Origin of the sequence: Acuticoccus sp. I52.16.1, from assembly GCF_022865125.1 — a bacterium.
GTDB lineage: Bacteria > Pseudomonadota > Alphaproteobacteria > Rhizobiales > Amorphaceae > Acuticoccus.
The window spans coordinates 1,179,996-1,202,978 of sequence record NZ_CP094828.1; the positions used below are offsets into that span (position 1 = coordinate 1,179,996).

Consider the following 22,983-nt stretch of genomic DNA (forward strand, 5'->3'; position numbering starts at 1 on the left):
CTCGGACCCCTACTCCTCGGCGTGGCTCTCGCGCAGGAGGGCCCGCAGACCGGCAGGGTCGGTCAGGCGGATGGTCCGGTAGGAGCAGTCGATCAGCTCGGCGGTGCGCAGGTCCCGCAGGATCGTCGCCAGCCGCGAGCGCGAGAGGTTGGCGAGCCGCCCGACTTCCTCGTGCGTCAGGTCCAGCGCGGGGGCTTCGTCGTCCGGATCGGCGGCGCGGCAGCCGCTGAGGGTCAACAGGATCGCCGCCACCCGCGCCCGAGAGGACGGGATCATCATGTCGTCGACTACGCCGATGGCGTTGGCGACCATCCGGGTCGTCATCAGCGCGAGGTAGCGCCAGGCGAGCGGGTCCTCGGCGGCGATCTCCTCGAATGCGTGTGCGGGCAGATGCAGGAGCGTGGTCGGCCGCGTGGCGACGACGCCGACGATCCTCGGCTGCTGCGCGATGAGCGAGACCTCGCCGAACCAGAAGCCGCGCGTGCCGACGTAGCCGATGTGCGGCGCGTCATCGTACGGCGAGATCTCGACGCTGACGGCGCCGTCGGCCACGCCGTAGGGGCCGCCGATCGGGTCGCCGACGGAGTAGACCGGCTGGCGGCGGTCGACCTGGATGAGATGGCAGACCTCGAGCACACGGTCACGGAAGGCCGGGGGAACCTGGGCAAGCCATCCGACCGCCGAGAGTTGCTGCGATGCCTCAGCGATCCCCAAGTGGCCCATGCGTTCGTCCAGATCCAGTGCCGCCCACGCCATTATTACAACGTACTTTTATCCAATGCCAGTCCGAGTTGGCAGGATGAGATCCGTTACAGTTCAATTCAGCGCGATTTGCATGCAAATAACCTACGCGCGACGCATGGGTATTCCGAGCCGATCCCCCGGCTTCATCTGGCATGCCGCATACACAACGTTGCACGAATGCTTGATGAGAGGTCAGGATCGCGAAATGATGGCCCCGCTGGACGGCCGCCGCCGGCGGCGCAACGCGAATCACGACGACGCCGCAGCCGCGGCGAGGGGGCCGGCGGATGGAGGGGTCGTCAGTCCGTGCCGGCGGGCTCGGCGCCGGGGGTCCACTGGATGACCGGCTTCTCGCGCCAGGCGAATCGGGCGAGGTGATCGGTGACGACCCACTCCACCCGGGCGAGGCCTTCGGCGGTGTCGGCGCGGGCGTCCATCGTCAGCGCATCGTCGGCGGCGGCGAGGCGCAGGCGGCCGAAGCCGAAGTCCACGTCGCCGCCCGCCTCGTCCCACGTCGCCTCCACCTTGTGGGCGAAGTGCTTGCACAGCTGCGCGAGATAGCGCGAGGCCTTCGGCGTCACGACGCGGGACGTCAGGTGCGGCATGGGGGTCCTCCCGTTTCTGCGACCGCGCCGGCCTCGAGGTGCGCGGTTATTCGTCCGCCGGCGCGGCGGTGGCGGGCGACAGTGCGTAGCGCAGCGCCCGGCTGACGAAGGCCGGCACGACCGAACCGTGGTCCTCGCCGTCGAACACCTGGAAGGCGACGTCGAGGCCCGGCACGGCGCCATCGAGCCGCGCGGCCATCTCGCGCGCGTTGTCGACCATGCGGTTGGCGCGCCTCCAGCGCTTGCGGGCGGCGGGGTCGACCGTGTCGTCCGGGGGCGGCGTCATGCGCTGCTCGTCGCCGCCGACGGCCACGTAGAGCCGCGCCGCGACCGTGCGGCCGGAGGCGACCAGCGCGTCGGCCTCTCCCGCCAAGGCGCCGTCGTTGAACCAGATCGAAGGGCTGCCGGCGAGGTAGGCGTCGAACGCGTCCGGCCGCGTGAAGAGGACATGGAGCGCGAAGAGGCCGCCGAAGGAGTGCCCCATCAGCACCTCTCGCCGCGGGTCCACCGGGACGCGCGCGGCGACCAGAGGCTTCACCTGGGTCTCGAGGAAGGCGAGGAAGGCGTCGGCCCCGCCGACCTTCGGCCAGGGCTTGCCGTTGGGCCGCTCGGGCAGGGTCATGGTGTCGGCGGGCGGGGTGAGGTCGAAGCTGCGGCGGACGAAATCGAGCGGCGTATCGACGGGATAGCCGATGGCGACGACCACGGCGGGTGCGATCCCGTCCGGCCGTGGCCGCAGCTCGGCGAAGCCGACGATGTCGCTCACCAGACCGAACACCGCGTTCCCGTCGAGGACGGTGACGACCGGGTAGCCTTCGGGCGGCGGCGGGGTGCGCGGCCGCCAGATGAAGATCCGGTAGTTCTCGCCGCTGGCGTCGGAGACGATGTCGTGCATCTCCGCGCGCGGGATCGTCACCGCGGCGCCGCGTTCGGCCGCCACCGCTCCGTCAGCCGCGGCCGGCTGTGCGAGACCGGCGCCCGACGCCGCAGCCAGCGCGGCGGCCAGTACGGCGGCCGGTGCGACGCCCCGCAGGCCACGAGGTCTCGACGCGCGCGGCATGGGTCAGACCACCGGCGCGCGGCGCGTGTGCAGTGCTGCGCTGGCAGTCATCCCGTCGTCTCCCGATCCCACTCGTCATCACGGCCCAGACTTAGGCAATGGGCCCGAATTCGGTCAAGTTGAAATCCAGCGACAACAGACTATCATCACGAATCATCACCAATGGCGCGAAAATTTATGAATACACCTCTTATACGAAACATAGATTTTGCTATTGTTTACCCAACGACCAGCATCGCAACAGTCGACATTGACAAAATCTATCGAGTATCGCCAGGGCGCATTGTTTCCTGCGAAGGCAACGGCATTTGCGCCGCGGTCAAAATGGAGCGACACTGAGATATCGCCAAGTCCGTCACAGGACCTGTGCCGCGTTCAAAGTAAAACAGTTCTCGACTGAGGCCAGACCTTAGAACTGTTACAGGAGTGTTGCTTGGCTGCATCCAGCGCCCCCACCGTCGTCGACACCGACCTCGTCTCCAGCCGCCACATCGCCGATGCGTCCGTGGTCGTCGGGTCGGAGTTCCGTATCGGGCCCGACGCCGCGCGCGCCGGCAGCGCCCTCATGGGCCGCTACAGCCTCGCCGAGCTGCGGCCGGGCCTCGTCGTCCACACCAGCGACGCGGTGGAGCTCCACGACCTCACCTCCGAGATCACCCAGCGCCCCGGCCTGACCTGCTCGATCGTGCTCAAAGGCGCGGTCGACTTCCTGCTCGACGACCGCCCGTTCGCGCTTCGCTCCGGCCCGGACGACACCCCGCACGGCCAGCTCATCTACCGTGCCGAGCCGGTGCGCTTCGTGCGCCACGCCCGGCGCGGCATGCACCTGTGCAAGGTCAACATCACCGTCAGTCCCGAGTGGCTGGCGGGGTGCCCCGGCTCGGGCAACCTCCTGCCGGACTGCCTCGACCACCACCTCGCCGAAGCGTCGTGGACCCCGTCCGCCCACGCCGTGCAGCTCGCCCACCAGCTCCTCAACCCGCCCTCGGTCGACGGGCTGGTCGGCCGCCTCTACATGGAGAGCCGCGCCACCAGCCTCCTCCTGGAGGCCTTCGCCCGCCTCGCCGACGTCACGCCCCGGCCGTCGGTGCCCGACCGGGACCGCCGCCGCGTGGAGGACGCCTGCCGTCTCCTCGCCGGTCAGGCGCCCGACGGGGTGCGGCTGGAGGACGTGGCCCGCTCCGTCGGCGCCAGCGTCTCCACCCTGCAACGCCTCTTCCACGCGGTCCACGGCACCTCGATCTACGGCGTCGTGCGCGAGCGCCGGCTCGTCGAGGCGCGGCTGGCGCTGGAGGGCGGCGGCGTCACCATCACGCAGGCCGCCGAACGGGCCGGCTACAAGAGCGCGGCCAACTTCGCCACCGCCTTCAAGCGCCAGTTCGGCGTCACGCCCAGCGATGTCGCCCGCCGCGCCCGCACCTGAGACCGTGAGTCCCATCGACGCCCGCCCGCGCCCCTCCCATACCGGCGAGGCCACCCGCGAGGCCGTCCCAACCCGTGCCGCGCCGCGGCCACAACAGAGATCACCGATGACCCTCTTCCCGCGCGCCTCGACGATGCTCGCATTCGCCTGCGCCGCCGCGCTTCTCGCCTGCGCCCCCGCCCGCGCCGTCACGATCGACACCGCCACCGGACCGGCCGAGATCGACACCCGACCCGACACCGTCGCCGTCTACGACATCGCCGCCATCGATACGATCCACGCCCTCGGCGTCCCCATCGCCGGCGTGCCCGACAAACTCTACCTGCCGCAGCTCGGCGACGTCGCCGGCGGGGCGGTGGTGGTCGGCACCCTCTTCGAGCCGGACCTCGAGGCGCTCAACGCGCTGGCGCCGGACCTCGTCATCGTCGGCGGCCGCTCCTCGCGCCAGGCCGGCGAGACCGCCCGCGTCGCCCCGACGATCGACATGACGATCGACGGCACCCACCTCCTCGCCGAGGCTCGCGCGCGCATCGAGGCCTATGGCGCGCTGTTCGGCCGGGAGGATGCCGCCGCGCCGCTGCTGGCCACCCTCGATGCCGACATCGCCGCCGCCAGGGATGCCGCCGATGGTCGCGGCACCGCCCTCGTCGTGATGACCAACGGGCCGAAGATCTCCGTCTACGGCCCCGGCTCGCGCTTCGGCTGGATCCACAACGAACTCGCCATCCCCGCCGCGGTCGACGACCTCGACGCCGGCATCCACGGCGATGCGGTGTCGTTCGAGTTCATCGCCGAGGCCGACCCGGACTGGCTGATCGTGATCGACCGCGCCGCCGCCATCGGCTCGGGCGAGCAGAACGCCACGCAGACGCTCGACAACGCCCTCGTCGCCGGCACCACCGCGTGGACCAAGGGCCAGGTGATCCACCTCCCCGCCGCCGACCTTTACATCGGCGCCGGCGGGGCGTCCGCGACCGCGCGCGTCCTCGAGGCGATCGCCGAAGGGTTCGCGACCGCGCAGTGACCACGCCCCGCCCGATCCGCGGCGACCTCGTCGCCGCGGCCGTCCTTCTCGTGGTGCTGGCACTCGTCAGCGTCCTCGTCGGCGTCGGCCGCCTCTCCGGGGCGGACGGGGTCGAGCTGGTCCTCGTCAGCCGGCTGCCGCGCACGGCGGCCGCGCTGCTGACGGGGGCCGGCCTCGCGATCGCCGGCCTGATCATGCAGACGCTGGCGCGCAACCGCTTCGTCGACCCGATGATTTCCGGCTCGGGCGAGAGCGCCGGCCTGGGAATCCTGGCGATGACGATCCTGGCCCCGGGTGCCTCGATCGCGCTGAAGACGCTGGCGGCGAGCGGAGCGGCGTTCGTCGGCACCGCGCTGTTCCTGGTGCTGGCGCGCCGCCTGCCGCCGACCGAGCCCTACCTGGTGCCGCTGTTCGCCATCGTCTACGGCGGGGTCGTCGGCGCCCTCACCACCGCGGTCGCCTGGGAGGCCGACCTCCTGCAATACCTCAGCATCTGGACCAACGGCGAGTTCTCCGCCGTGATGCAGGGGCGCTACGAGCTGCTGTGGGTGATCTCGGCGCTCGTCGCCGTCGCCTGGTGGGTGGCCGACCGGCTGACGATCCTCGCGCTCGGACGCGATACCGCCGTCGGCCTCGGCCTCAACTACACGGTGATGCAGCAGGCGGGGCTCGCCATCGTCGCGACGATCGCGGGGGTGTCGGTCGCGACCGTCGGCCTCATCCCGTTCGTGGGGCTGGTGGTGCCAGCGCTGGCGGTGCGGCGCTACGGGGAGGACGTGCGGGCGGTGCTGCCGATCATCGCGGCGGGCGGGGCGGGGCTGGTGCTGTCCTGCGATATCGTCGCCCGGCTGCTGCGCTTCCCTTACGAGGTCCCCGTCGGCACCGTGCTCGGCGTCGTCGGCACCGCGGCGTTCATCGCCGTCCTCCTCGCGCGGCCCCGCCATGCCTGACACGCTGCCCCGCCCCCCCGGCCGCGCGGCCCCGGCGCGAAACCGCCGAATGGCGCACTCCCTCGCGCCGCATGCCGACCAGGAGCCCCGGACGGCGAGGCGCGAGCGCATCGCCCTCGCCGCGCTGGGTCTCGCGGCGGTCGTCGCCATCGCCCTGTCGCTGACGGTCGGGCTCAAGGGCAATCTCGCCTTCGCGCTGGAGCTGCGCACGATGCGGCTCGCCGCGCTGTTGCAGGTGGGGGTGGCGATCGCGGTGTCGACCGTCATCTTCCAGACCGTCACCGGCAACCGCATCCTCACCCCGTCGCTGATGGGGATGGACGCGCTCTATCTCCTCATCCAGTCGGTGCTGGTGTTCACGCTGGGCGCGGTCGGGTTCGCCGCCCTCCCCTCCGGGCTCCTCTTCCTGGGGCAGGCGACCGCGCTGGCGCTGCTCGCGGCGGTCCTGTTCGTGCCCATCCTGGCCCGGCGCAGCGACATGGTGCTCCTGCTCCTCGCCGGTGTGGTCCTCGGCATCCTCTTCCGCAGCCTCACCGACCTCGTCGCCCGGCTGATCGACCCCAACGCCTTCGCCGTCGTGCAAAGCGCCACCTTCGCCGACTTCAACACCATCGACGAAACGCTGATCGTGCCGTGCGTCGTCGTCACGGTGATCGGCGCCACCCTCGCCTGGCGCTCCCGGCACCTGCTCGACGTCATGGCGCTCGGCGAGGCGGATGCGGTGGGGCTCGGCGTCGCGTGGCGGCGGGCGGCGTTGGGGCTCGTCCTCCTCGTCGGCATCCTCGTCGCGGTATCGACGGCGCTGGTCGGCCCGGTCGCCCTGCTGGGTCTCCTCGTCGTGGCGCTGGCGGAGCGCATCGTCGGCACCACACGCCACGCCGTGCTGCTGCCGGCCGCGGCGCTGACCGCGGTGGTGCTCCTCGTCGGCGGGCAGACGATCCTCGCCCACGTGTTCGGCAATACGCTGACGCTGGGCATCGTGATCGAGTTTGCCGGGGGGCTCCTGTTCCTGCTTCTCCTCCTGTCGTCGAGGCTCAGATGATCGTCGTGTCCGGTGTCTCCGCCGTCCGCTCCAACCGCCCCGTGCTGTCGGACATCGAGTTGACGATCCCCGCCGGCGGCGTGACGGCGCTGATCGGCCCCAACGGCGCGGGAAAGTCGACGCTGCTGTCGCTGATCGCGCGCCTCCTGCCGCTGCAGAGCGGGACGATCACCGTCGACGGGCTGCCCGTGGACAAGACGCCGACGCGCGCGCTCGCCCGGCGCCTGGCGGTGATGCCGCAGGAGACGCACGTGTCGAGCCGCCTGCGCGTGGCGGAACTGGTCGGCTTCGGGCGCTTCCCGCACCACCGCGGGCGGCCCGGGCCGCAGGACCGCGCCGCCATCGCCGAGGCGCTCGCCCTCTTCGACCTGGAGCGGCTGGCGGGCCGCTTCGTCGACACGCTCTCCGGCGGTCAGCGCCAGCGTGCCCGTGCCGCGATGACCTTCTGCCAGGGGACCGACTACATCCTCCTCGACGAGCCGCTGAACAACCTCGACATCACCTATGCGCGGCAGCTCATGCGCACGATCCGCCGCGTCGCCGACGAGCGGGGCCGCACGGTGCTCATCGTGCTGCACGACCTCAACCACGCCGCCGCCCACGCCGACCGTATCGTCGCCATGCGCGACGGCCGCATCGCCGCCTACGGGGTCACGTCCGCGGTGATGACCGCCCCGGTCCTCTCGGCCGTGTTCGACAGCGACATCCCCGTCGCCGAGATCGACGGTCACCCGGTCGCCTTGCACTTCCTCTGATCGGGCGCCGGGGAGGCTGGCGGATTTGCCACGCTCGGCGCGCGCATGGCGGTGCGCCGGGCTCGGCGGCGCAACCAGGCCTTTACGCAGCCGATACACCATGGTGCCTAAGGTGGCCGCCCGGCTCCGCCAGGTGCTCGGCACGCGTGCGCAAGGTTGGAGAGTACTGGATGCGCTTCGTCGCAATCGGACGCGGTTCGCGCCGGCCCCGCCGCCCTGTCGGCGGCCCCCGCCTCCCCCTCGCCGCGGCGCTCCTCGCCAGCCTCGCCTTGGCGGCGTGCGGCGGCCCGGTCGCGGGCGTGCTGACCCCGGTCCCCGAGGCACGCGGCGTCGGCAGCCAGGTGGAAATGCTCGTCGCCACCACGCGCGAGGCGGCGGCGGACTCCGCCGACCTCTATTCCGGCGAGCGCGGGCTCAACCTCTCCTTCGTCGACGTCACGATCTCGATCCCGCCGTCCAGCGCCCGCACCGTGGGCGAAGTGCAGCGGCCCAAGAACGCCGTCGGCGACCCGCAGACCGATTTCGTCCTCGTCTCGGCCGACCGGCTCGACGCGGCCGGTGCGCTCGCCGCGCTCAACCGGGGCGTCACCAGGGTGCCGGATCGGCGCGTCATGGTCTTCGTCCACGGCTACAACAACCGCTTCGACGACGCGGTCTTCCGCCTCGCCCAGATCGTCCACGACAGCGACGCGGACGTCTACCCGGTGCTGTTCACCTGGCCCTCGCGCGCCAAGCTGCTCTCCTACGGCTACGACCGCGAGAGCGCCAACTACTCGCGCACCGAGCTGGAGACGGTCCTGCGCAGCCTGGCGCGCGACCCGTCGGTCGGTGAGGTGAACATCCTCGCCCACTCGATGGGGAACTGGCTCACCATGGAAGCGCTGCGCCAGATGGCGATCCGCGACGGTCGGATCAGCCCGAAGATCACCACCGTCATGCTCGCCGCGCCCGACATCGACGTCGACGTTTTCCGCGAGCAGATGCGCGACATCGGGACGACGCACCCGGACATGATCCTGTTCGTTTCGGGCGACGATCGCGCGCTCGCCGTCTCCAAGCGGCTGTGGCAAAGCTCCAAGCGGCTCGGTGCCATCGACCCCACCGCCGAGCCCTACCGCTCGCAGATCGCGGGCAGCGAGCTGACCGTGATCGACCTCACCCAGGTGGAGACCGGCGACAGCCTCCACCACGGCAAGTTCGCGCAGAGCCCCGAGGTGGTGCAACTGATCGGCAACCGCCTCATGGCGGGTCAGACGCTGACCGACTCGCGCGCCAGCTTCGGCGACCGGGTGATCCAGCTGTCCACCGGCGTCGCCGCGGCGGCAGGCACGGCGGTCGGCATGGCGGTCTCGGCACCGGTCGCGGTGGTCGACCCGGCGACGCGCGTGAGCATCAACGACACGCTGGAAGCCACGCTCGACGTCGACGGTTTCGAGGTCAAGGGCAGCGCCGACGTCGACGGGGACGATCTCGCCAGCCGCTGAGCCGGCGGGTGCCGCGGGGCCGGTTCAGCCGAACGCCTCAGCCGAATGCCTCAGCCGAATGCCTCAGCCGAATGCTTGGGCCGCCAGCGCGAAGGTCACCGCGCCGCGACCGTAGGAGCGGTAGGCCTCCGGCGCGGCCGGGTCGTGACGCACCATGAGCGCCTCGCTCGTGGTGTGGGTCAGGCCGCAGCCCTTCAGCCAGTCGCGCAGCGCGGCGTCGGGCGTGTCGACCCGGACGGGGGCGTCGCGGACCTTCGCCGCCTGCGCCGCGATCAGCCGCTTGGCCGCCGCCAGGCTGGGCGCCACCACCGGGCCGATCACCACCCCCGGCCCGAACGGGCGGCGAACGGCGTAGCCGGTCACGAACGGATCGCGCAGGATCATCGCGTCGCCGGCGTCCATCAGCGCGGCCAAAAGCCGGCCGCGGTCCGCCCCATAAGCCGCCGCGTCGAGTGCCAGGATGGCGGGCATGTCGCTCTCGCGGGCGAGCACCACGCCGTTGCGCGGCCCCAGCGCGGCGAGGCTCGGCGCGCCCTCCAGCTTGTGAACGCGGCCGCTCTCTTCGAACCCCAGCGCCTGGTAGAGCGGTTGACCCGACGGCGTCGCGACCAGGCGCAGCGACCGCCCGGCCGTATCGGCGAGGACGCGGTCCATCAGCCGCCGGCCGAGCCCCCTGCGTCGCACCGAGGGGTCGACCATCACCATGCACACGCTGGCGACGCGCGGCCCGTAGGGCACCCACAGCGCCGTGCCCTTCAACGCCCGGCCGTCCCTGATCGCGACGCCCTCGGCCACCGAAGCGAGCAAGCTCCAGTCGTTCCGCGTGTGCGGCCACCCCTCCGCCCGGCTCAGCGCGGCGGCGGCGTCCAGATCGTCGTGTCCAAACGGAGACAGGGTCATAGACCTCTCCGTGGAATTTGATTCAGCTGCGATCGGTCCGGGTGAGCTGGCATCCGTCATCGGTGCAACACGTCCCTGTTCGCACGAGGCACGAACCGTGCCACGCGGAACGCGGACTATTACGCCGCCCAGGCGACAACGCCATCACAAATGCTAATCCCAGGCGAAATAAAGCCTGACCGCCGATACTCCGGTGATCGGGGCGCCCGTGCGACGGCCGCCCCGAGTCGCCGTCAGCCGGCCGGCACCTTCTTCGGCTCCGGTGCGAAGCCGACCGGGGTCACCAGCGAGTTCTGCTGCCTGACCAGATAGCCCGCCTCGCGGCTCTTCTTCAGGTATTCCGCCCACTCCGGATCGGCCGCCAGCGCCTTGCGCTTGGCCTCGCGGTCGCCGGCGTTCTCGTAGACCCAGACGTGGATGTAGGAGTTGGGGTCGCCCGTCTCCGTCGCGGCATAGAGCAACGGCGCGCCGAGATGGCGGGACTGCGCCTTGTAGCCATAATCCTCGTAGAGCTTCAGGTGCAGCTTGATGGTGCCCGGACGGCAGGAGTAGACGCGATGATCGATCAGCATGCGGCCTCTTCAGGTGTTGGTGGGTGACAGGACGATGGCGCGAACGGCCACGATGAGATCGCGCACGCTGTAGACCAGCATGAGCGCCGCGGAGATCGGGATCACCGCATAGATGTAGGCGGTCGGCACGCCGAGGATCGGCGTCACGGCACGCGAGCGCGAGGCGAGGTCGTACCCCTTCCACGCCATCACGAACAGGAACACCATCGACAGGCCGATGCTGACGAGCCGCAGCAGCGAGCCCGAGCGGGGGCCGAGGATGCCCTCCAGCCAGTCCACCCGGAAGTGCTCGTTCTCGCGCCACAGCGCCGCGGCGCCGACGAAGACCATCACCGCGAAGAGCGACTCGACGATCTCGTCGAACCACGCCGTCGTCCAGATCTGGAAGGTGCGCGAGACGACGTTGCCGAACAGGATGAAGAACAGGGCCACCAGGCATGCGACTGGGATCGCCCGCAGCACGACGCCGACCACCCGGTCGATCCGAACCAGCGCGCTCATGACGCCCCCATCATCATGTTGGGAAGCCAGGTGGAGACCGCCGGCCACGCCGTGACGAGGATCAGCACTCCCACGAGGCCGACGAGATAGGGCCACAGCGCCTGCGTCAACCGCCCGACCGAGAGGCCGGAGATCGACGAGACCGCGAAGAGCACCATGCCGACCGGCGGGGTCAGAAGCCCCACCATGGAACACATGATCATGATGACGCCGAACTGCACCGGGTCGACGCCGATCTTCAGCATCACCGGCAGGAAGAGCGGCACGGTCAAGACGATGACGGCGATCCCTTCGAGGAACATGCCCAGGATCAAGAGGATCAGGACGACGATGGTGAGGATCACCGCCGGGTTCTCGGACACGCCGAGCAGCCCGTCGATCAGCGCGTTGGGGACCCGCTGGTGGACCAGCAGCCAGCCGAAGAAGCCCGCCGCGGCGATGACGAACATCACCCGGATGGTGTGCACCAGCGTCACCCACAGGATGCCCGGCAGCTCTTTGAGCTTCAATTCGCGGTAGACGAACATCGACAGGACCAGCGCATAGGCGCACGCCGCGACCCCCGCCTCCGTCGGCGTGAAGACGCCGGTGAAGATGCCGCCGATGATGATGACCGGCGTCAACAGCGAGAGGACCGAGTCGACGAAGCTGGCGAGCAGCTCGCGCCACGGCGCCCGCTCCGAGCGGGCCATGTTGGTGCGCCAGGAGACGAACCACACCGCCAGCATCAACGCGCCGGCCATGAGGATCCCCGGCACGACGCCGGCGAGAAAGAGCTTGGCGACCGAGACCCCGGTGATCGAGGAATAGAGGACGAAGGGGATCGACGGCGGGAAGACCGGGCCGATGGTCGACGAGGCGGCGGTGATCGCCGCGGAGAAGGCCGGGTCGTAGCCCTTGTCCTCCATGGCCTTGAGCTCGACCTGGCCGAGGCCCGCCGCGTCCGCCACCGCCGCGCCCGACATGCCGGAGAAGATGAGGCTGGCGACGACGTTCACCTGCCCCAGCCCGCCGCGGATGTGCCCGACGCAGGCGTTGGCGAAGCGGAAGATCCGCTCGGTGATGCCGCCGGTGTTCATGAGGTTGCCGGCGAGGATGAAGAAGGGGATCGCCAGCAGGGTGAAGGCGGTGGTGCCGGAGTACATGCGCTGCGGCAGCATCGCCAGGATGTGCCAGTCGCCGGAGAGCATGTAGAAGCCCGCCGCGGTCAGCCCCAGGGCCACCGCCACCGGCACGCCGATGGCGATCAGAAGGACCAGCGCACCCAGGATGATGAAGGGAAGCATCGACGCGTCCAGTTGAGGCCCGCCGCGGCGCGGCCGTGTTCGGTCACAGGAAGAGCGCGGGGACCGGGCCGGGCCCTCACCCCGCGGCACCGGGCCGCGCGGGCACCCGTTCGGGCGCCGCGCGGCCGCCGGGATCAGTTGCCGAGGAAGCTCTGGAACTTCGCCATGTTCTCTTCGCCGGTATACTCGGTGACGCGCTTCATCGCGTCCGAGCCGGCGACCTTCTCGCGGAACGGGGCGAGGTCGGGGCGGGTGATCGTCATGCCGCGCTCTTCCAGCTTGGCAAGCTCGTCCTCTTCCTGCGCGGCGACCAGCTCACGCATCAGCGCGCCGGCCTTCCCGCTCTCCTCGCGCACGATCTCCTGTTGCTCCGGCGTCAGCCGCTCGAAGGAGTCCTTGTTGATGACGTGGACCATCGAGTTGTAGACGTGCCGCGTCAGCGCCAGGTTGTCCTGAAAGTCGTCCAGGTTGAAGTGGTAGATCACGCCGACCGGGTTTTCCTGGCCGTCGACGACGCCCTGGTTCAGCGCGTTCGGAAGCTCCGGGAAAGCGATCTGCGTCGCCGAGGCGCCCAGCCCCTCGACCGCGGCCACGATCTGCAGCTCCGGCGGGGTGCGCAGCTTCAAGCCCGCCACGTCGTCCGGCGTCTCGATCGGGTGCTTGGAGTTGGTGATGTTGCGGAAGCCGTACTCCCAGTTGGAGAGCATGACGAGGCCCTGCTCCTCCAGCTTGGGCGCCACCCACTCCATGAACGGCCCGTCCAGCACCGCGTGGGCCTGCTCGTAGTCCTTGAAGGCGAACGGCGTCATCACCGTGCCGAACGCCTTCTCGTACTTGTCGAGCGCGCCCTGGGTGGGAAGGTTCATGTCGATCGCGCCGAGCACGGTCTGCTCCAGCTGCTCGGGCGGCGAGCCCAGCTCGTTGGCCGGGTAGAGCTCGACCTCGACCGCACCGTCCGTCCGCTCCTTCACGTTGTCGGCGAACTGCTGGGCGGCGATGTGGCCGGGGTGGGTCTCGGCCGCGAAGTGCGCCAGGCGCAGGGTGACGTCCTGGGCGAGCGCGCCGGTGGTCAGCGCCGGGGTCGCCAGAAGCGCGGCGAGCGACGCCGCGAGAAGAGTGGTCCGCATCGTTTCCTCCGATTTTATTGGTTTGCGCGTGGATCAGTCGTCGGCCGATTCGGGCAGCCGCGCTTCGATGCCCGTCAGCTCTTCGTAGGCCTTGATGACGGCCGTGCAGCCCTCGTCCGCGTGCCCCATGATCGAGGCGAGCGCATAGGTCTGCTCCACCGAGCGGGACATGAAGGCCGGCAGCCCCGCCTCCGACATCCACTCGGCGTAGTAGCGAACGTCCTTCTGGGCGTTCGCAAGGGACATGTGCGGGGTGAAATCGCGCTTCAGCGTCAGCTCGCCGTAGAGGTCCATCATCCCCGACTTGCCGCCCGCGGCGGAGATGATGCCGATGACCTTGGTCATGTCGAGCCCCTCGCGCGCCGCGAGCGCGAAGCCCTCGCAGAACGAGGCGACGTTGGCGAAGGCGATGTAGTTGTGAATGAGCTTCAGCCGGATCGCGTGCCCGGCGGGGCCGACGTGGAAGATGTTCTCGGCATAGGTCTCGAACACCGGCCGCAGCTCTTCCAGAAGGTCCGCGTCGCCGCCGAAGAGGACGTTCACGATCCCCGCGTCGGCGTGCTTGGGCGTGCGCGTCATCGGCGCCTCGCAGTAGCGGATGCCGAGCCGCTCGCACGCCTCGCGCATCGTGTCGACGTGGGAGGGGGAGACGGTGGTGTGGTCGAGGAAGACGGCGCCCGCCTTCATCGCGTCCAGCACGCCGCGCTTGATGGCCATGTCCTGCACGGCCTCGGCGGTGGTGATGCAGATGCCGAAGATGTCCGCCTCGGCCGCCATGGCGACGGGGTCGCTCCCGGCGACGGCACCGAAGCCGACCGCCTCGTCGACCGCTTCCCGGCGCAGGTCGGTCGCGGTTACGGAGAGCCCCTTGAGGGCCATGTTCTTGACGAGGCCGCGGCCCATGCCGCCCAGCCCGACGAACGCGATTCTCCGATCGCCGCCCACAACGCCCATCCCATATCCTCCGCAGTGCCGGCCGGTTCTGCGCCGGCTCTGCGACAACACATCACAAAGTCATTTGTCTGACAACTGCTTTAGCGATATGTGTTGTCCAGTCCGATACACAGGTTCAAGAGTGCCATTGCACCGATGCCGCCCGGCAGACGGTGCCGCCTGCGCCTCAGCGACGAAGGAGACCTCATGACGTCAGGGCTATTCGAACGGATCGACCGGCCGCGCCGGCTGCCCGACGAGATTGCGCGCTCCATCTCCGAGGCGATCTCCAGCGGGCAGCTCAAGCCTGGCGACCGGCTGCCGACCGAACATGCCCTCTCCGAGCAGTTCGGCGTCGCCCGCACCGTGGTGCGCGAGGCGGTGTCGCTCCTCAAATATGACGGTGTGATCTCGCCCAAGCGGGGCGTCGGCGCCTTCGTCACCGAGCCCAACGCGCGCTCGGCCTTCCGCATCTCCGGCGCCTGCTTCGAGAAGCGCCGCCAGCTCGTCCAGCTCCTGGAGCTGCGCACCGGGGTCCAGGCGGAGGCCTCGGCCTTGGCGGCCGGGGCACGCACCTCGCGCGACCTCGCCCGCATCGCCGCCCACCTCACCGAGATGGCGGAGGCGACCGACGAAGGCCTCGCCAACGCCACCCAGCGCTTCGACGCCGAGACCGCCTTCTACCGCGCCATCACCGAGGCGTCCGGCAACGACTATTATGTCGAGTTCGTCGGTATGATCGAGCGCAACGTGACCGAGAACCTGCGCTCGGTGGCGATCAAGAACGCGATGGCCGCCGAGTGGGGGCGCGAGGTTCTGGAGGAGCACCGCGCCGTCTTCCAGGCGCTGGACCAGGGCGACGCCGAGCGGGCCCGCACCGCGACGCGCACCCACTTCGAGCGTGCCGCCAGCCGCCTCGCCAGCCGCGCCGACATCGCCGACATCTGATCCACCGGGCGGCCCGCTCAGGCCGCCTGCGCCTCGCGGATCGCCCGCCACACCCGCTCCGCCGTCGCCGGCATGGCGATGTCGCGCACCCCGAGCGGGGCCAGCGCGTCGACGATGGCGTTGATGACCGTGGGCGGGGCGGAGATGCACCCGGCCTGTCCCGCCCCCTTCACGCCCAGCAGGTTGCGCTCGGTCGGCACGGGGTTGAACGCCACCTCGAAGGCCGGCAGGTCGTCCGCGCGCGGCAGCCAATAGTCCATCAGCGAGCCGGTCAGGAGCTGGCCGCCGGCGTCGTAGACGATGTCCTCGCCGAGCGCCTGGCCGATGCCCTGCGCCAGACCGCCGTGCACCTGGCCGAGGGTCAGCGCCGGGTTCACCATGTGCCCGTAATCGTCGACCGCGACGTAGCGCACCAGTTCGACCACGCCCGTCTGCGGGTCCACCTCCACCTCGGCGAAGTGGCAGCCGCTGGGGAAGGTGATCGGCGCATCCTCCCGGCGCACCAGCGTTTCCAGCCCGGCGCTCTCCCCATCCGCGCGGGCCGCCCGCGCCACCTCGGCGAGCGCCACCCTGCGCCCCGTGTCGCCCCGGACCACGAAGTGCCCGTCGGCGAACTCTATCGCGGCCGGGTCCGCCTGGAGAAGCTGCGCGGCGACCGGGGCGGCCGTCTCCAGCATCGCCTCGATCGCCAGCGCCAGCGTGCCGGCGCCCATGTGCATCGACCGCGCGCCGCCGTGGCCGTTGCCCATGCGCGTCCGACGCGTGTCGGCCTGCACGAAACGGAAGGCGTCGAGCGGCAGGCCCAGCCGCGCCGCCGCGACCTGCGCGAACGCGGTCTCGTGCCCCTGCCCGTTGGATTCGGTGCCGGTGACGATCTCGATCGGACCGCCCTCCGGGAAGCGCAGCCCCGCCTCTTCGACCGGCGCCCCGCGCGCGCTCTCCACGAAGCACGCCACGCCGAGGCCCGCGAGCCGGCCGCGCGTCCGCGCCGCCTCCCGCCGCGCCGCGAAACCGGCCGCGTCCACCGCCTCGGCCGCCCGGTCGATCGAGACCTCGAAGGCGCCGCAGTCCATCACCGCGCCCAGCGCCTTGCGGTAGGGGAAGGTGCGCACGACGTTGAGCCGCCGCAGCGCGACCGGGTCGAAGCCGCATTGCCGCGCGGCGAGGTCGATCAGCCGCTCGACGATGAAGTTCGCCTCCGGCTTGCCGGCGCCGCGGTAGGCGTCGACCGGCGCGGTGTTGGTGAAGGCGCCGCGGCTCTGCATCCGGATCGCGGGAATGTCGTACACGCCGCCCATCGCCGTGGCCGGCGCCAGGGTCGACGAGCCCGGCCCCACGGTGGACGCGTAGGCGCCGAGATCGCCGACGATCGCCACGTCGAGCCCGAGGAAACGCCCCTCCGCATCGAGCGCCAGGCGGCCGTGGGCGAACTGGGCGCGGGCGTGGACCGCGCCCATGAGATCGTCGGCGTTGGTGGAGACCCACCGGACGGGCCGCCGCAGCCGCCGCGCCGCCCACAGGAGCAGCGCATGCTCGGGATAGGGGAAGTTCTTGAGGCCGAAGCCGCCGCCCACATCCTCGGCGAAGACGGCAAGCTCGGCCTCGTCGATGTGGAGGACCGATCCGGCCAGCGCGCTGCGGATGCCGTGGACGCCCTGCCCCGTCACCTCCAGCCGCAGCCCGCCGGTCGCGGGGTCGGTGTCGGCGATGGCGGCGCGCGGTTCCATCGGAAAGGCGCTGAGGCGGTTGTTGACGATCGGCAGTTCCACAACGTGCGCGGCCGCCGCGAAGGCCGCGTCGGTCGCCGCCCGGTCGCCACGCTCGAAGACGAAAGCGAGGTTGCCCGGTGCCTCGTCCCACAGCTGCGGCGCGCCCGCGGCGAGCGCCTCCCGGGCGTCGGTGACGACCTCCAGCGCGTCATAGTCGATGTCGACCGCCTCGGCCGCGTCCATCGCCGCGGCCGGCGTTTCGGCGACGACGACCGCGACCGGCTCGCCGACGTAGCGCACGCGGCCGCGCGCCAGGATCCGCCGCGGCGGCACGATCAGCGGCCGCGGCCCGTCGAGTTTCACGTCGCACGGCAGCGTTCCCAGCCCATCCGCAGCGAGCTCGGCGTCGGCATAGACGCCCAGGACACCCGGCATCGCCGCGGCGGCGGCGAGGTCGACGCGCCGCATCTCGGCATGGGCGTGGGGGGAGCGCACCACCACCATGTGCGCCTCACCCGGCCGGTGGTGGTCGGCCGTGAAGCGCCCGCGGCCACGCACGAACCGCTCGTCCTCCAGGCGCAGGATCGATCCGTCGGCGGTGGGGGAAGATGGCGGCATCGATCCAAGCTCCGAGTTCAGCGCCCTGCGACACGCCGGCGTGCGCGCACGCCGGCCCGCTGCCGGCAGGTCGTTCCGCCCATAGCAGAGGCGGGGCGCACAAGGCACGCCCCCCTTGCCGCCTCGCCGGCACGCCCCCTTGCCGCCTCGCGGCCACGCCATCGGGCCGCCACGCCGCGCGCCATCGGGTCGCCCGCGGCGCGCCGGCCGGGTCAGAAGGCGTTGGTCTCGAAGACCTTGTCGATGTCGCGGTTCCAGACGCCGTAGTAGGCGTCGACCAGCTCGTCGGCGGGGGAGCGGCTGGAGTGGGCGGCGTCCTCCAGGAGGGTGAGGAAGGTCCGCTCGTCGGCGAGGTCGCCGTTGGCGCGGGCGCGGCGGCGCAACCCCTCGGAGGCGAGTGCCAGCGCCTCGCGCGCGATCTGCGCCACGGTGCGGCCGCGTACGTGGGTCAGCAGTCCGTCGGTCGGCACGCGGTTCCACATCACGGTGCGGTCCGCCGCCGTCAGCTCGTCGCACATGGCGAGCGCCTGGTCGAGGATGCCGTCGTCGTACAGGAGGCCGACCCAGAAGGCCGGCAGCGCGCAGATCCGCCCCCACGGTCCGGCGTCGGCCCCGCGCATCTCCAGGAAGCGCTTCAGCCGCACGTCCGGAAAGAGCGTCGACAGGTGGTTGATCCAGTCGCCCATCGTCGGCCGCTCGCCGGGCAGCTTGTCGAACCGGCCGTCCATGAACTGGCGGAAGGTCGCACCGGTCGCCTCGATGTAGGCGTCGCCGCGCTTGACGAAGTACATCGGCACGTCGAGCGCCCAGTCGACGTAGCGCTCGTAGCCGAAGCCGTCCTCGAAGGCGAACGGGATCGGGCCGGAGCGTTGCAGGTCGACGTCGCGCCAGACCTCGCCGCGGTTGGAGCGCAAGCCGTTCGGCACCCCCTCGACGAAGGGGGAGTTGGCGAACAGCGCCGTCGCCACCGGTTGCAGCGCCAGGCCGACGCGCATCTTCTTGACCATGTCCGCCTCGGTCGAGAAGTCGAGGTTGACCTGGATCGTGGCGGTGCGGTGCATCATGTCGAGCCCGCGGGTGCCGACCTTGGGCATGTAGGCGCGCATGATGTCGTAGCGCTGCTTGGGCATGCGGGCGGCTTCGTCGATCGTCCAGGTCGGACAGAAGCCGAGACCGAGGAAGCCGATGCCCAGCTTCTCGGCGATCTCGCGCACCTGCACCAGGTGCCCGTTCGCCTCCACGCAGGTCTCGTGCAACGTCGCGAGCGGCGCGCCCGACAGCTCGAACTGGCCGCCCGGCTCGATGGAGATCGCGCCGCCGCCCTCCGTCCCGGCGAGGCCGATGATGCGGCCCTGATCGTTGATCGGCTCCCAGCCCGTCTCCTCGCCGAGGGCGGTCAGGATCGCGCCGATGCCGTTCTCGCCCTCGTAGGGGACGGGCGACAGGTCGGCGAGATTGAAGGCGAACTTCTCGTGTTCGGTGCCGATTCGAAAGTCCGCCGCCGGCTTCTCGCCGGCTGCGATGTACGCGACAAGCGCATCCAGCCCCTCGATCGGCGTATCATCCAGAGTATCGCGCGCCATCGTCCCCTCGCCATTGGCCGGCGGACCATAGTGAGGTGATCGCCGCGGTGCAACTACGTGCCATGCCACTTAAGTCGCTAGGCGATATTCAGCGGCGACAGCCCTCGCCCACCAGCGACAAAAGTGCAACAACTCCCTGCACTCGCCCCCGGATTTGCTGCCGCGCACCGGCCGCAGCGGTCACCCGGTCAACTGGGAAAGGCGGCTTCCACCAGGGCCAGCAGCGCCACGGCCGCGGTGTCGGCCCGCAGGATCCGCGGCCCCAGCGAGACCCGCACCGCCCGCGGCGCGAACAGCGCCCGCTCCTCCGCCGAGAAGCCGCCCTCCGGACCGACCAGCACCGCCAGCGGCGATCCGGCGGCGCGGATGGTGGCGACGGCGTCCATCGCGTCGCCGGCGAGCGCCTCGTCGGCCACTACCAGCGGTCGGTCGAGGCTGCCCAGGAAGTCGCTCAGGGCCACCGGCTCGTCGATCTGCGGCACGCAGAGGATGCCGCACTGCTCGCACGCCTCGACGATGTTGGCCGCCAGCCGCTCGCGGTTGATCTTGCGCACCTGCCCATGCTGGGTCAGCACCGGCACCAGCCGGCCGGCCCCCATCTCGGTCGCCTTCTCGACCATGTAGTCGAACCGGGCCTGCTTGAGCGGGGCGAAGGCGTAGACGAGCGTCGGCCGCCGGGTCTGCGCCGCGGTCTTCTCCACCGCCTCGGCGCCGCCGGCCTTCTTGCCCAGCTCGGCGACCTCGGCGCGCCACTCCCCGTCCCGCCCGTTGAAGACGAGGATCGAGGCGCCCGGCGCCAGCCGGAGCACGTTCTTCAGGTAATTGGTCTGCCGCTGGTCGAAGGCGATGGGACCGGGCAGATCGGCGTGGACGAAGAGGCGAGGAGCGGTGAAGTCGCGCAAGGGAGAGGTTCCGGTAGCGGATCGAAGCTCCTATCATAGCGCCGATGGCAGACCCCTTCACCCTCTTCGAAGACGAGCGCCCGGCTTCGTCCAACGCGGCCGAATTCACCGTCTCGGAGCTGTCGCGCGCAGTGAAGCGCACGGTGGAGGACGGGTTCGGCTACGTGCGCGTGCGCGGCGAGATCGGCGGCTTCCGCGGCCGCCACTCGTCCGGCCACTGCTACTTCTCCCTCAAGGACGCCGACGCCACGATCGACGCCGTCGTCTGGAAGGGGGCGTGGTCCAAGCTCGCCACCAAGCCGGAGGAAGGCCTCGAGGTCATCGCCACCGGGCGGCTGACCACCTACCCGCGCAGCTCCAAGTACCAGATCGTCGTCGACAATCTGGAGCCCGCCGGCCTCGGCGCCCTGATGAAGCTCCTCGAGGAACGGCGTCAGAAGCTCGCCGCCGAGGGCCTGTTCGACGAAGCGCGCCGCCGCCCGCTGCCGCTCATGCCGCGCGTCATCGGTGTCGTCACCTCGCCCACCGGCGCCGTCATCCGCGACATTCTGCATCGCATCGCGGACCGCTTTCCGGCGCATGTCGTCGTCTGGCCGGTCCGCGTCCAGGGCGAGACGTCGGCCGCGGAGGTGACGGCCGCGGTCCAGGGCTTCGCCGGCGACTATGGCGGGCCGCGGCCCGACGTGATCATCGTCGCGCGCGGCGGCGGCTCGGTGGAGGACCTCTGGGGCTACAACGACGAGGCGCTGGTGCGCGCGGTCGCGGCGAGCCCGATCCCGATCGTCTCGGCCGTCGGCCACGAGACCGACTGGACCCTCGTCGACCATGCCGCCGATCACCGCGCACCGACGCCGACCGGCGCGGCCGAGCGTGTCGTCCCCGTCCGGGCCGAGTGCCTGGCGACGCTGGCCGACCGCGCCCGCCGGCTGGATACCGCGATGGCGACGCACCTGCGCCACCGCGCCGAGCATCTGCGCTTCCTGTCGCGCGGGCTGCCGCCCGGCCCCACGCTCGTCGACCCCCTGCGCCAACGGCTCGACATCGCCGCCGACCGTGCCCTCGCTGCCCTCTTCAAGCAGACGGCGGACGCGCGCCACCGCTGGCTCGTCGCCACGCGCCACCTGTCGCCGGCCATCGCCCACCGCCCCGTCGAGCGCGCGGGCGACCGCCTCGCCATGGCGAGCGCCCGCCTCGCCCGCGCCGCCGACGGCACGCTGGCCGACCGCCGCGCCGCCGCCGCCCGCACCGGCGCGCGTCTTTCGCCGCACCTGCTGGCGCGCCCCGTGGCCGACCAGCGGGACCGCCTCGCCCGCGCGGTGCAGCGGCGCGACCGGGTGGCGACCCACCTCCTCGCGACGCTCCGTCACCGCTTGACCGGGATCGACAAGCTGCTCGGCGCGCTCTCCTACACCGCCGTGCTCGATCGCGGCTTCGCCCTGGTGCGCCGTGGCGACGACAGCACCGTCCGTTCGGCCGCCGCGGTCGGCAAGGGCGAGGCGCTTCAGCTCCAGTTCGCCGACGGGCGCGTCGCCGTGGTGGAAGGCTCCGGCCCGGCGCGCTCGGCCGCGGCGCAGAGCCCCACCCCGCGTCGCCGCTCCCGCAAGGTCGACGACCGCCAGGGCACCCTGCTTTAGACCACGCCCCTCAGCGGTTGCGCACGACCACGCACGGCACCAGCGCCTTGGCGACGCGGCGACATGTCGCCTCCGCCTCGCCCCGGCTCTGGGCCGCGAACTGGACGGCGTGGATGGGCCGCCGCCCGCGGGCCGCAAAGCGCCGCACCACGATGTTGGGCTCCTCCGCCGCGAGGTCGCCCGGCAGCCGCCCCTTCACGCGCCCGTACATCCGCATCGCGATGTTGCGCTGAGGGTGGCCGGCGACCTGCGCGCCCCAGGGCGTCCACCCCGAAGCTCCGCCGGACGGCGGCGCGACCGCCCGTGCCTGCCCCAGCGAGGCGACGAGCTTGGGGCAGTCGACCTTCGGCGCATCGTAGGCCGGGCGCGGACCGGGGACGACGGGGAGCTTCGGCAGCGGCGCGCCGCGGGTCCGCGCGTCGAGCGAGACCAGCTCCAGCCCCAGATCGCGCGGCCCCTCCGGCTCGCTCTCGGCCGGCGGCGGGCGCAACTGGCCGGCCCCGGCGAGGACGGCCGGCGCGGGCCGGGAGGTCAGCATATTGCGCCGGGCGGCGGCGAGGTTGGCCCAATACTGCGCCGAGCGGCCGGTGATCGAGTAGACGTAGTCGATCGTCTCGTACGGCAGGCCGCCGACGCCGGCGACGAACGGGGGCACGCGGTTGGGGCCGCCGTTGTAGCCGGCCGCGGCGAGGCCCCAGAACCCGAAGCGCCGCTTCAGGTCGGCCAGGAAGTGAGCCGAGGCGTAGAGCGCCTCCTCTCGGTCGAACGGGTTCTTCAGCCCGCGGATCCGCGCGGTGCCGGGCATGAACTGGGCGATCCCCTGCGCGCCGACGGGACTGACCGCGCCCGGATTGAACCGGCTTTCCTTCCAGATCAGGCGGATGAAGAAATCGTGCGGGACACCGTGCCGGTCGGCCGCCGCGGTCAGGAGGCGGCACAGCTCCGCCACCTCCTTCTCTTTCTCGGCAGCCCTCTCCTTCTCGGCAGCCCTCGCGGCGTCGGCTTGCGCGGCGTCCGTGTCCCGGTCCGCGTCGGCGCCGGCGTCGGGCTCGTCCCCGGCCGACGCCCCATCGTCGCCGCCTCCGCCCGGCGCATCGTTCGTCGCAGCGGCCGTCCCGTCATCGATGCCCTCGCCAGCGCCCGGTTCGGAGCCCTCGGCATCGCCCGGCACCGCGCCGTCGAC

General features: G+C 71.3%; 21 protein-coding genes. 8 read left to right on the forward strand and 13 right to left on the reverse strand.

Translation table 11 applies throughout. The annotated features are described in order from the left end of the window. Positions 1-9: 9 nt before the first annotated feature. The 3 genes from MRB58_RS05345 to MRB58_RS05355 form a co-directional block, all read right to left on the reverse strand. On the reverse strand, positions 10-723 hold the full coding sequence (locus tag MRB58_RS05345; protein ID WP_244780694.1) for a Crp/Fnr family transcriptional regulator: 714 nt from the start codon (positions 721-723) through the stop codon (positions 10-12). A 320-nt stretch (positions 724-1,043) separates the two neighbouring features. Then, positions 1,044-1,349, reverse strand: coding sequence for a DUF2218 domain-containing protein (locus MRB58_RS05350; protein ID WP_244780695.1), 306 nt, complete (start codon positions 1,347-1,349; stop codon positions 1,044-1,046). Between the two features lie 46 nt (positions 1,350-1,395). After that, positions 1,396-2,289 (reverse strand): alpha/beta hydrolase, encoded by an 894-nt coding sequence (locus MRB58_RS05355; protein WP_244780696.1) that lies wholly within the window; start codon positions 2,287-2,289, stop codon positions 1,396-1,398. Between the two features lie 553 nt (positions 2,290-2,842). On the opposite strand from MRB58_RS05355, the gene MRB58_RS05360 reads away from it, so the two are divergent. The 6 genes from MRB58_RS05360 (at position 2,843) to MRB58_RS05385 (ending at position 9,087) form a co-directional block, all read left to right on the forward strand. Further along, on the forward strand, positions 2,843-3,832 hold the full coding sequence (locus MRB58_RS05360; protein WP_244780697.1) for an AraC family transcriptional regulator: 990 nt from the start codon (positions 2,843-2,845) through the stop codon (positions 3,830-3,832). Between the two features lie 106 nt (positions 3,833-3,938). Continuing rightward, positions 3,939-4,856, forward strand: coding sequence for a siderophore ABC transporter substrate-binding protein (locus MRB58_RS05365; RefSeq protein ID WP_244780698.1), 918 nt, complete (start codon positions 3,939-3,941; stop codon positions 4,854-4,856). Further along, on the forward strand, positions 4,853-5,806 hold the full coding sequence (locus tag MRB58_RS05370) for an ABC transporter permease (protein ID WP_244780699.1): 954 nt from the start codon (positions 4,853-4,855) through the stop codon (positions 5,804-5,806). The genes MRB58_RS05365 and MRB58_RS05370 overlap by 4 nt, the downstream gene beginning before the upstream one ends. 49 nt (positions 5,807-5,855) lie before the next feature. Then, positions 5,856-6,848, forward strand: coding sequence for an iron chelate uptake ABC transporter family permease subunit (locus MRB58_RS05375; protein WP_244780700.1), 993 nt, complete (start codon positions 5,856-5,858; stop codon positions 6,846-6,848). Then, entirely contained in the window at positions 6,845-7,603 is a 759-nt protein-coding gene (locus MRB58_RS05380) for an ABC transporter ATP-binding protein (RefSeq protein WP_244780701.1), read from the forward strand. Before MRB58_RS05375 ends, MRB58_RS05380 begins: the two co-directional genes overlap by 4 nt. Before the next feature lie 170 nt (positions 7,604-7,773). Further along, positions 7,774-9,087, forward strand: coding sequence for an alpha/beta hydrolase (locus MRB58_RS05385; RefSeq protein ID WP_244780702.1), 1,314 nt, complete (start codon positions 7,774-7,776; stop codon positions 9,085-9,087). 63 nt (positions 9,088-9,150) lie between these two features. Here the strand turns inward: MRB58_RS05385 and MRB58_RS05390 are convergent, their stop codons facing one another. The 6 genes from MRB58_RS05390 to MRB58_RS05415 all read right to left on the reverse strand — a co-directional run bounded on the left by MRB58_RS05390 (position 9,151) and on the right by MRB58_RS05415 (position 14,427). Further along, positions 9,151-9,987 carry a GNAT family N-acetyltransferase gene (locus MRB58_RS05390; protein ID WP_244780703.1) on the reverse strand — a complete coding sequence of 279 codons (837 nt, stop codon included), beginning with the start codon at positions 9,985-9,987 and terminating at the stop codon, positions 9,151-9,153. Positions 9,988-10,220: 233 nt separating this feature from the next. Beyond that, positions 10,221-10,559, reverse strand: a complete 339-nt coding sequence (locus MRB58_RS05395; RefSeq protein ID WP_244780704.1) for an NIPSNAP family protein — start codon at positions 10,557-10,559, stop codon at positions 10,221-10,223. Between the two features lie 9 nt (positions 10,560-10,568). Further along, positions 10,569-11,060 carry a TRAP transporter small permease gene (locus tag MRB58_RS05400; RefSeq protein ID WP_244780705.1) on the reverse strand — a complete coding sequence of 164 codons (492 nt, stop codon included), beginning with the start codon at positions 11,058-11,060 and terminating at the stop codon, positions 10,569-10,571. Then, complete coding sequence (locus tag MRB58_RS05405) at positions 11,057-12,346, reverse strand: TRAP transporter large permease (protein WP_244780706.1); 1,290 nt, start codon at positions 12,344-12,346, stop codon at positions 11,057-11,059. Before MRB58_RS05405 ends, MRB58_RS05400 begins: the two co-directional genes overlap by 4 nt. A 134-nt stretch (positions 12,347-12,480) precedes the next feature. Beyond that, positions 12,481-13,473 carry a TRAP transporter substrate-binding protein gene (locus MRB58_RS05410; protein ID WP_244780707.1) on the reverse strand — a complete coding sequence of 331 codons (993 nt, stop codon included), beginning with the start codon at positions 13,471-13,473 and terminating at the stop codon, positions 12,481-12,483. Between the two features lie 33 nt (positions 13,474-13,506). Next, complete coding sequence (locus MRB58_RS05415; RefSeq protein ID WP_244780708.1) at positions 13,507-14,427, reverse strand: NAD(P)-dependent oxidoreductase; 921 nt, start codon at positions 14,425-14,427, stop codon at positions 13,507-13,509. Positions 14,428-14,613: 186 nt separating this feature from the next. Between MRB58_RS05415 and MRB58_RS05420 the strand changes: the two genes are divergently transcribed. After that, a complete protein-coding gene (locus MRB58_RS05420; protein WP_244780709.1) occupies positions 14,614-15,354 on the forward strand; it encodes a FadR/GntR family transcriptional regulator in 741 nt (246 codons plus the stop codon). A 17-nt stretch (positions 15,355-15,371) separates the two neighbouring features. Here MRB58_RS05420 and MRB58_RS05425 read toward each other — a convergent pair whose 3' ends face one another. The 3 genes from MRB58_RS05425 to MRB58_RS05435 form a co-directional block, all read right to left on the reverse strand. Beyond that, a complete protein-coding gene (locus tag MRB58_RS05425) occupies positions 15,372-17,681 on the reverse strand; it encodes a xanthine dehydrogenase family protein molybdopterin-binding subunit (protein WP_244780710.1) in 2,310 nt (769 codons plus the stop codon). 212 nt (positions 17,682-17,893) lie between these two features. Then, complete coding sequence (locus tag MRB58_RS05430; protein ID WP_244780711.1) at positions 17,894-19,264, reverse strand: glutamate--cysteine ligase; 1,371 nt, start codon at positions 19,262-19,264, stop codon at positions 17,894-17,896. 188 nt (positions 19,265-19,452) lie between these two features. After that, the gene (locus tag MRB58_RS05435) at positions 19,453-20,166 is read right to left on the reverse strand and encodes a 16S rRNA (uracil(1498)-N(3))-methyltransferase (RefSeq protein WP_244780712.1); all 714 of its coding nucleotides are present in this window, start codon (positions 20,164-20,166) and stop codon (positions 19,453-19,455) included. Positions 20,167-20,210: 44 nt separating this feature from the next. Here MRB58_RS05435 and xseA point away from each other — a divergent pair, with 44 nt between their 5' ends. Beyond that, positions 20,211-21,800 carry an exodeoxyribonuclease VII large subunit gene (xseA, locus tag MRB58_RS05440; protein ID WP_244780713.1) on the forward strand — a complete coding sequence of 530 codons (1,590 nt, stop codon included), beginning with the start codon at positions 20,211-20,213 and terminating at the stop codon, positions 21,798-21,800. Between the two features lie 10 nt (positions 21,801-21,810). Here xseA and MRB58_RS05445 read toward each other — a convergent pair whose 3' ends face one another. Beyond that, complete coding sequence (locus tag MRB58_RS05445) at positions 21,811-22,971, reverse strand: lytic transglycosylase domain-containing protein (protein ID WP_244780714.1); 1,161 nt, start codon at positions 22,969-22,971, stop codon at positions 21,811-21,813. Positions 22,972-22,983: the final 12 nt, after the last annotated feature.

Coding starts and splice junctions, on each gene's coding strand:
- MRB58_RS05345 (WP_244780694.1), bottom strand. CDS start 723: ATGGGCCACTTGGGGATCGCTGAGGCATCGCAGCAACTCTCGGCGGTC.
- MRB58_RS05350 (WP_244780695.1), bottom strand. CDS start 1,349: ATGCCGCACCTGACGTCCCGCGTCGTGACGCCGAAGGCCTCGCGCTAT.
- MRB58_RS05365 (WP_244780698.1), top strand. CDS start 3,939: ATGACCCTCTTCCCGCGCGCCTCGACGATGCTCGCATTCGCCTGCGCC.
- MRB58_RS05375 (WP_244780700.1), top strand. CDS start 5,856: ATGGCGCACTCCCTCGCGCCGCATGCCGACCAGGAGCCCCGGACGGCG.
- MRB58_RS05380 (WP_244780701.1), top strand. CDS start 6,845: ATGATCGTCGTGTCCGGTGTCTCCGCCGTCCGCTCCAACCGCCCCGTG.
- MRB58_RS05385 (WP_244780702.1), top strand. CDS start 7,774: ATGCGCTTCGTCGCAATCGGACGCGGTTCGCGCCGGCCCCGCCGCCCT.
- MRB58_RS05390 (WP_244780703.1), bottom strand. CDS start 9,987: ATGACCCTGTCTCCGTTTGGACACGACGATCTGGACGCCGCCGCCGCG.
- MRB58_RS05395 (WP_244780704.1), bottom strand. CDS start 10,559: ATGCTGATCGATCATCGCGTCTACTCCTGCCGTCCGGGCACCATCAAG.
- MRB58_RS05400 (WP_244780705.1), bottom strand. CDS start 11,060: ATGAGCGCGCTGGTTCGGATCGACCGGGTGGTCGGCGTCGTGCTGCGG.
- MRB58_RS05405 (WP_244780706.1), bottom strand. CDS start 12,346: ATGCTTCCCTTCATCATCCTGGGTGCGCTGGTCCTTCTGATCGCCATC.
- MRB58_RS05410 (WP_244780707.1), bottom strand. CDS start 13,473: ATGCGGACCACTCTTCTCGCGGCGTCGCTCGCCGCGCTTCTGGCGACC.
- MRB58_RS05415 (WP_244780708.1), bottom strand. CDS start 14,427: ATGGGCGTTGTGGGCGGCGATCGGAGAATCGCGTTCGTCGGGCTGGGC.
- MRB58_RS05420 (WP_244780709.1), top strand. CDS start 14,614: ATGACGTCAGGGCTATTCGAACGGATCGACCGGCCGCGCCGGCTGCCC.
- MRB58_RS05425 (WP_244780710.1), bottom strand. CDS start 17,681: ATGCCGCCATCTTCCCCCACCGCCGACGGATCGATCCTGCGCCTGGAG.
- MRB58_RS05430 (WP_244780711.1), bottom strand. CDS start 19,264: ATGGCGCGCGATACTCTGGATGATACGCCGATCGAGGGGCTGGATGCG.
- xseA (WP_244780713.1), top strand. CDS start 20,211: ATGGCAGACCCCTTCACCCTCTTCGAAGACGAGCGCCCGGCTTCGTCC.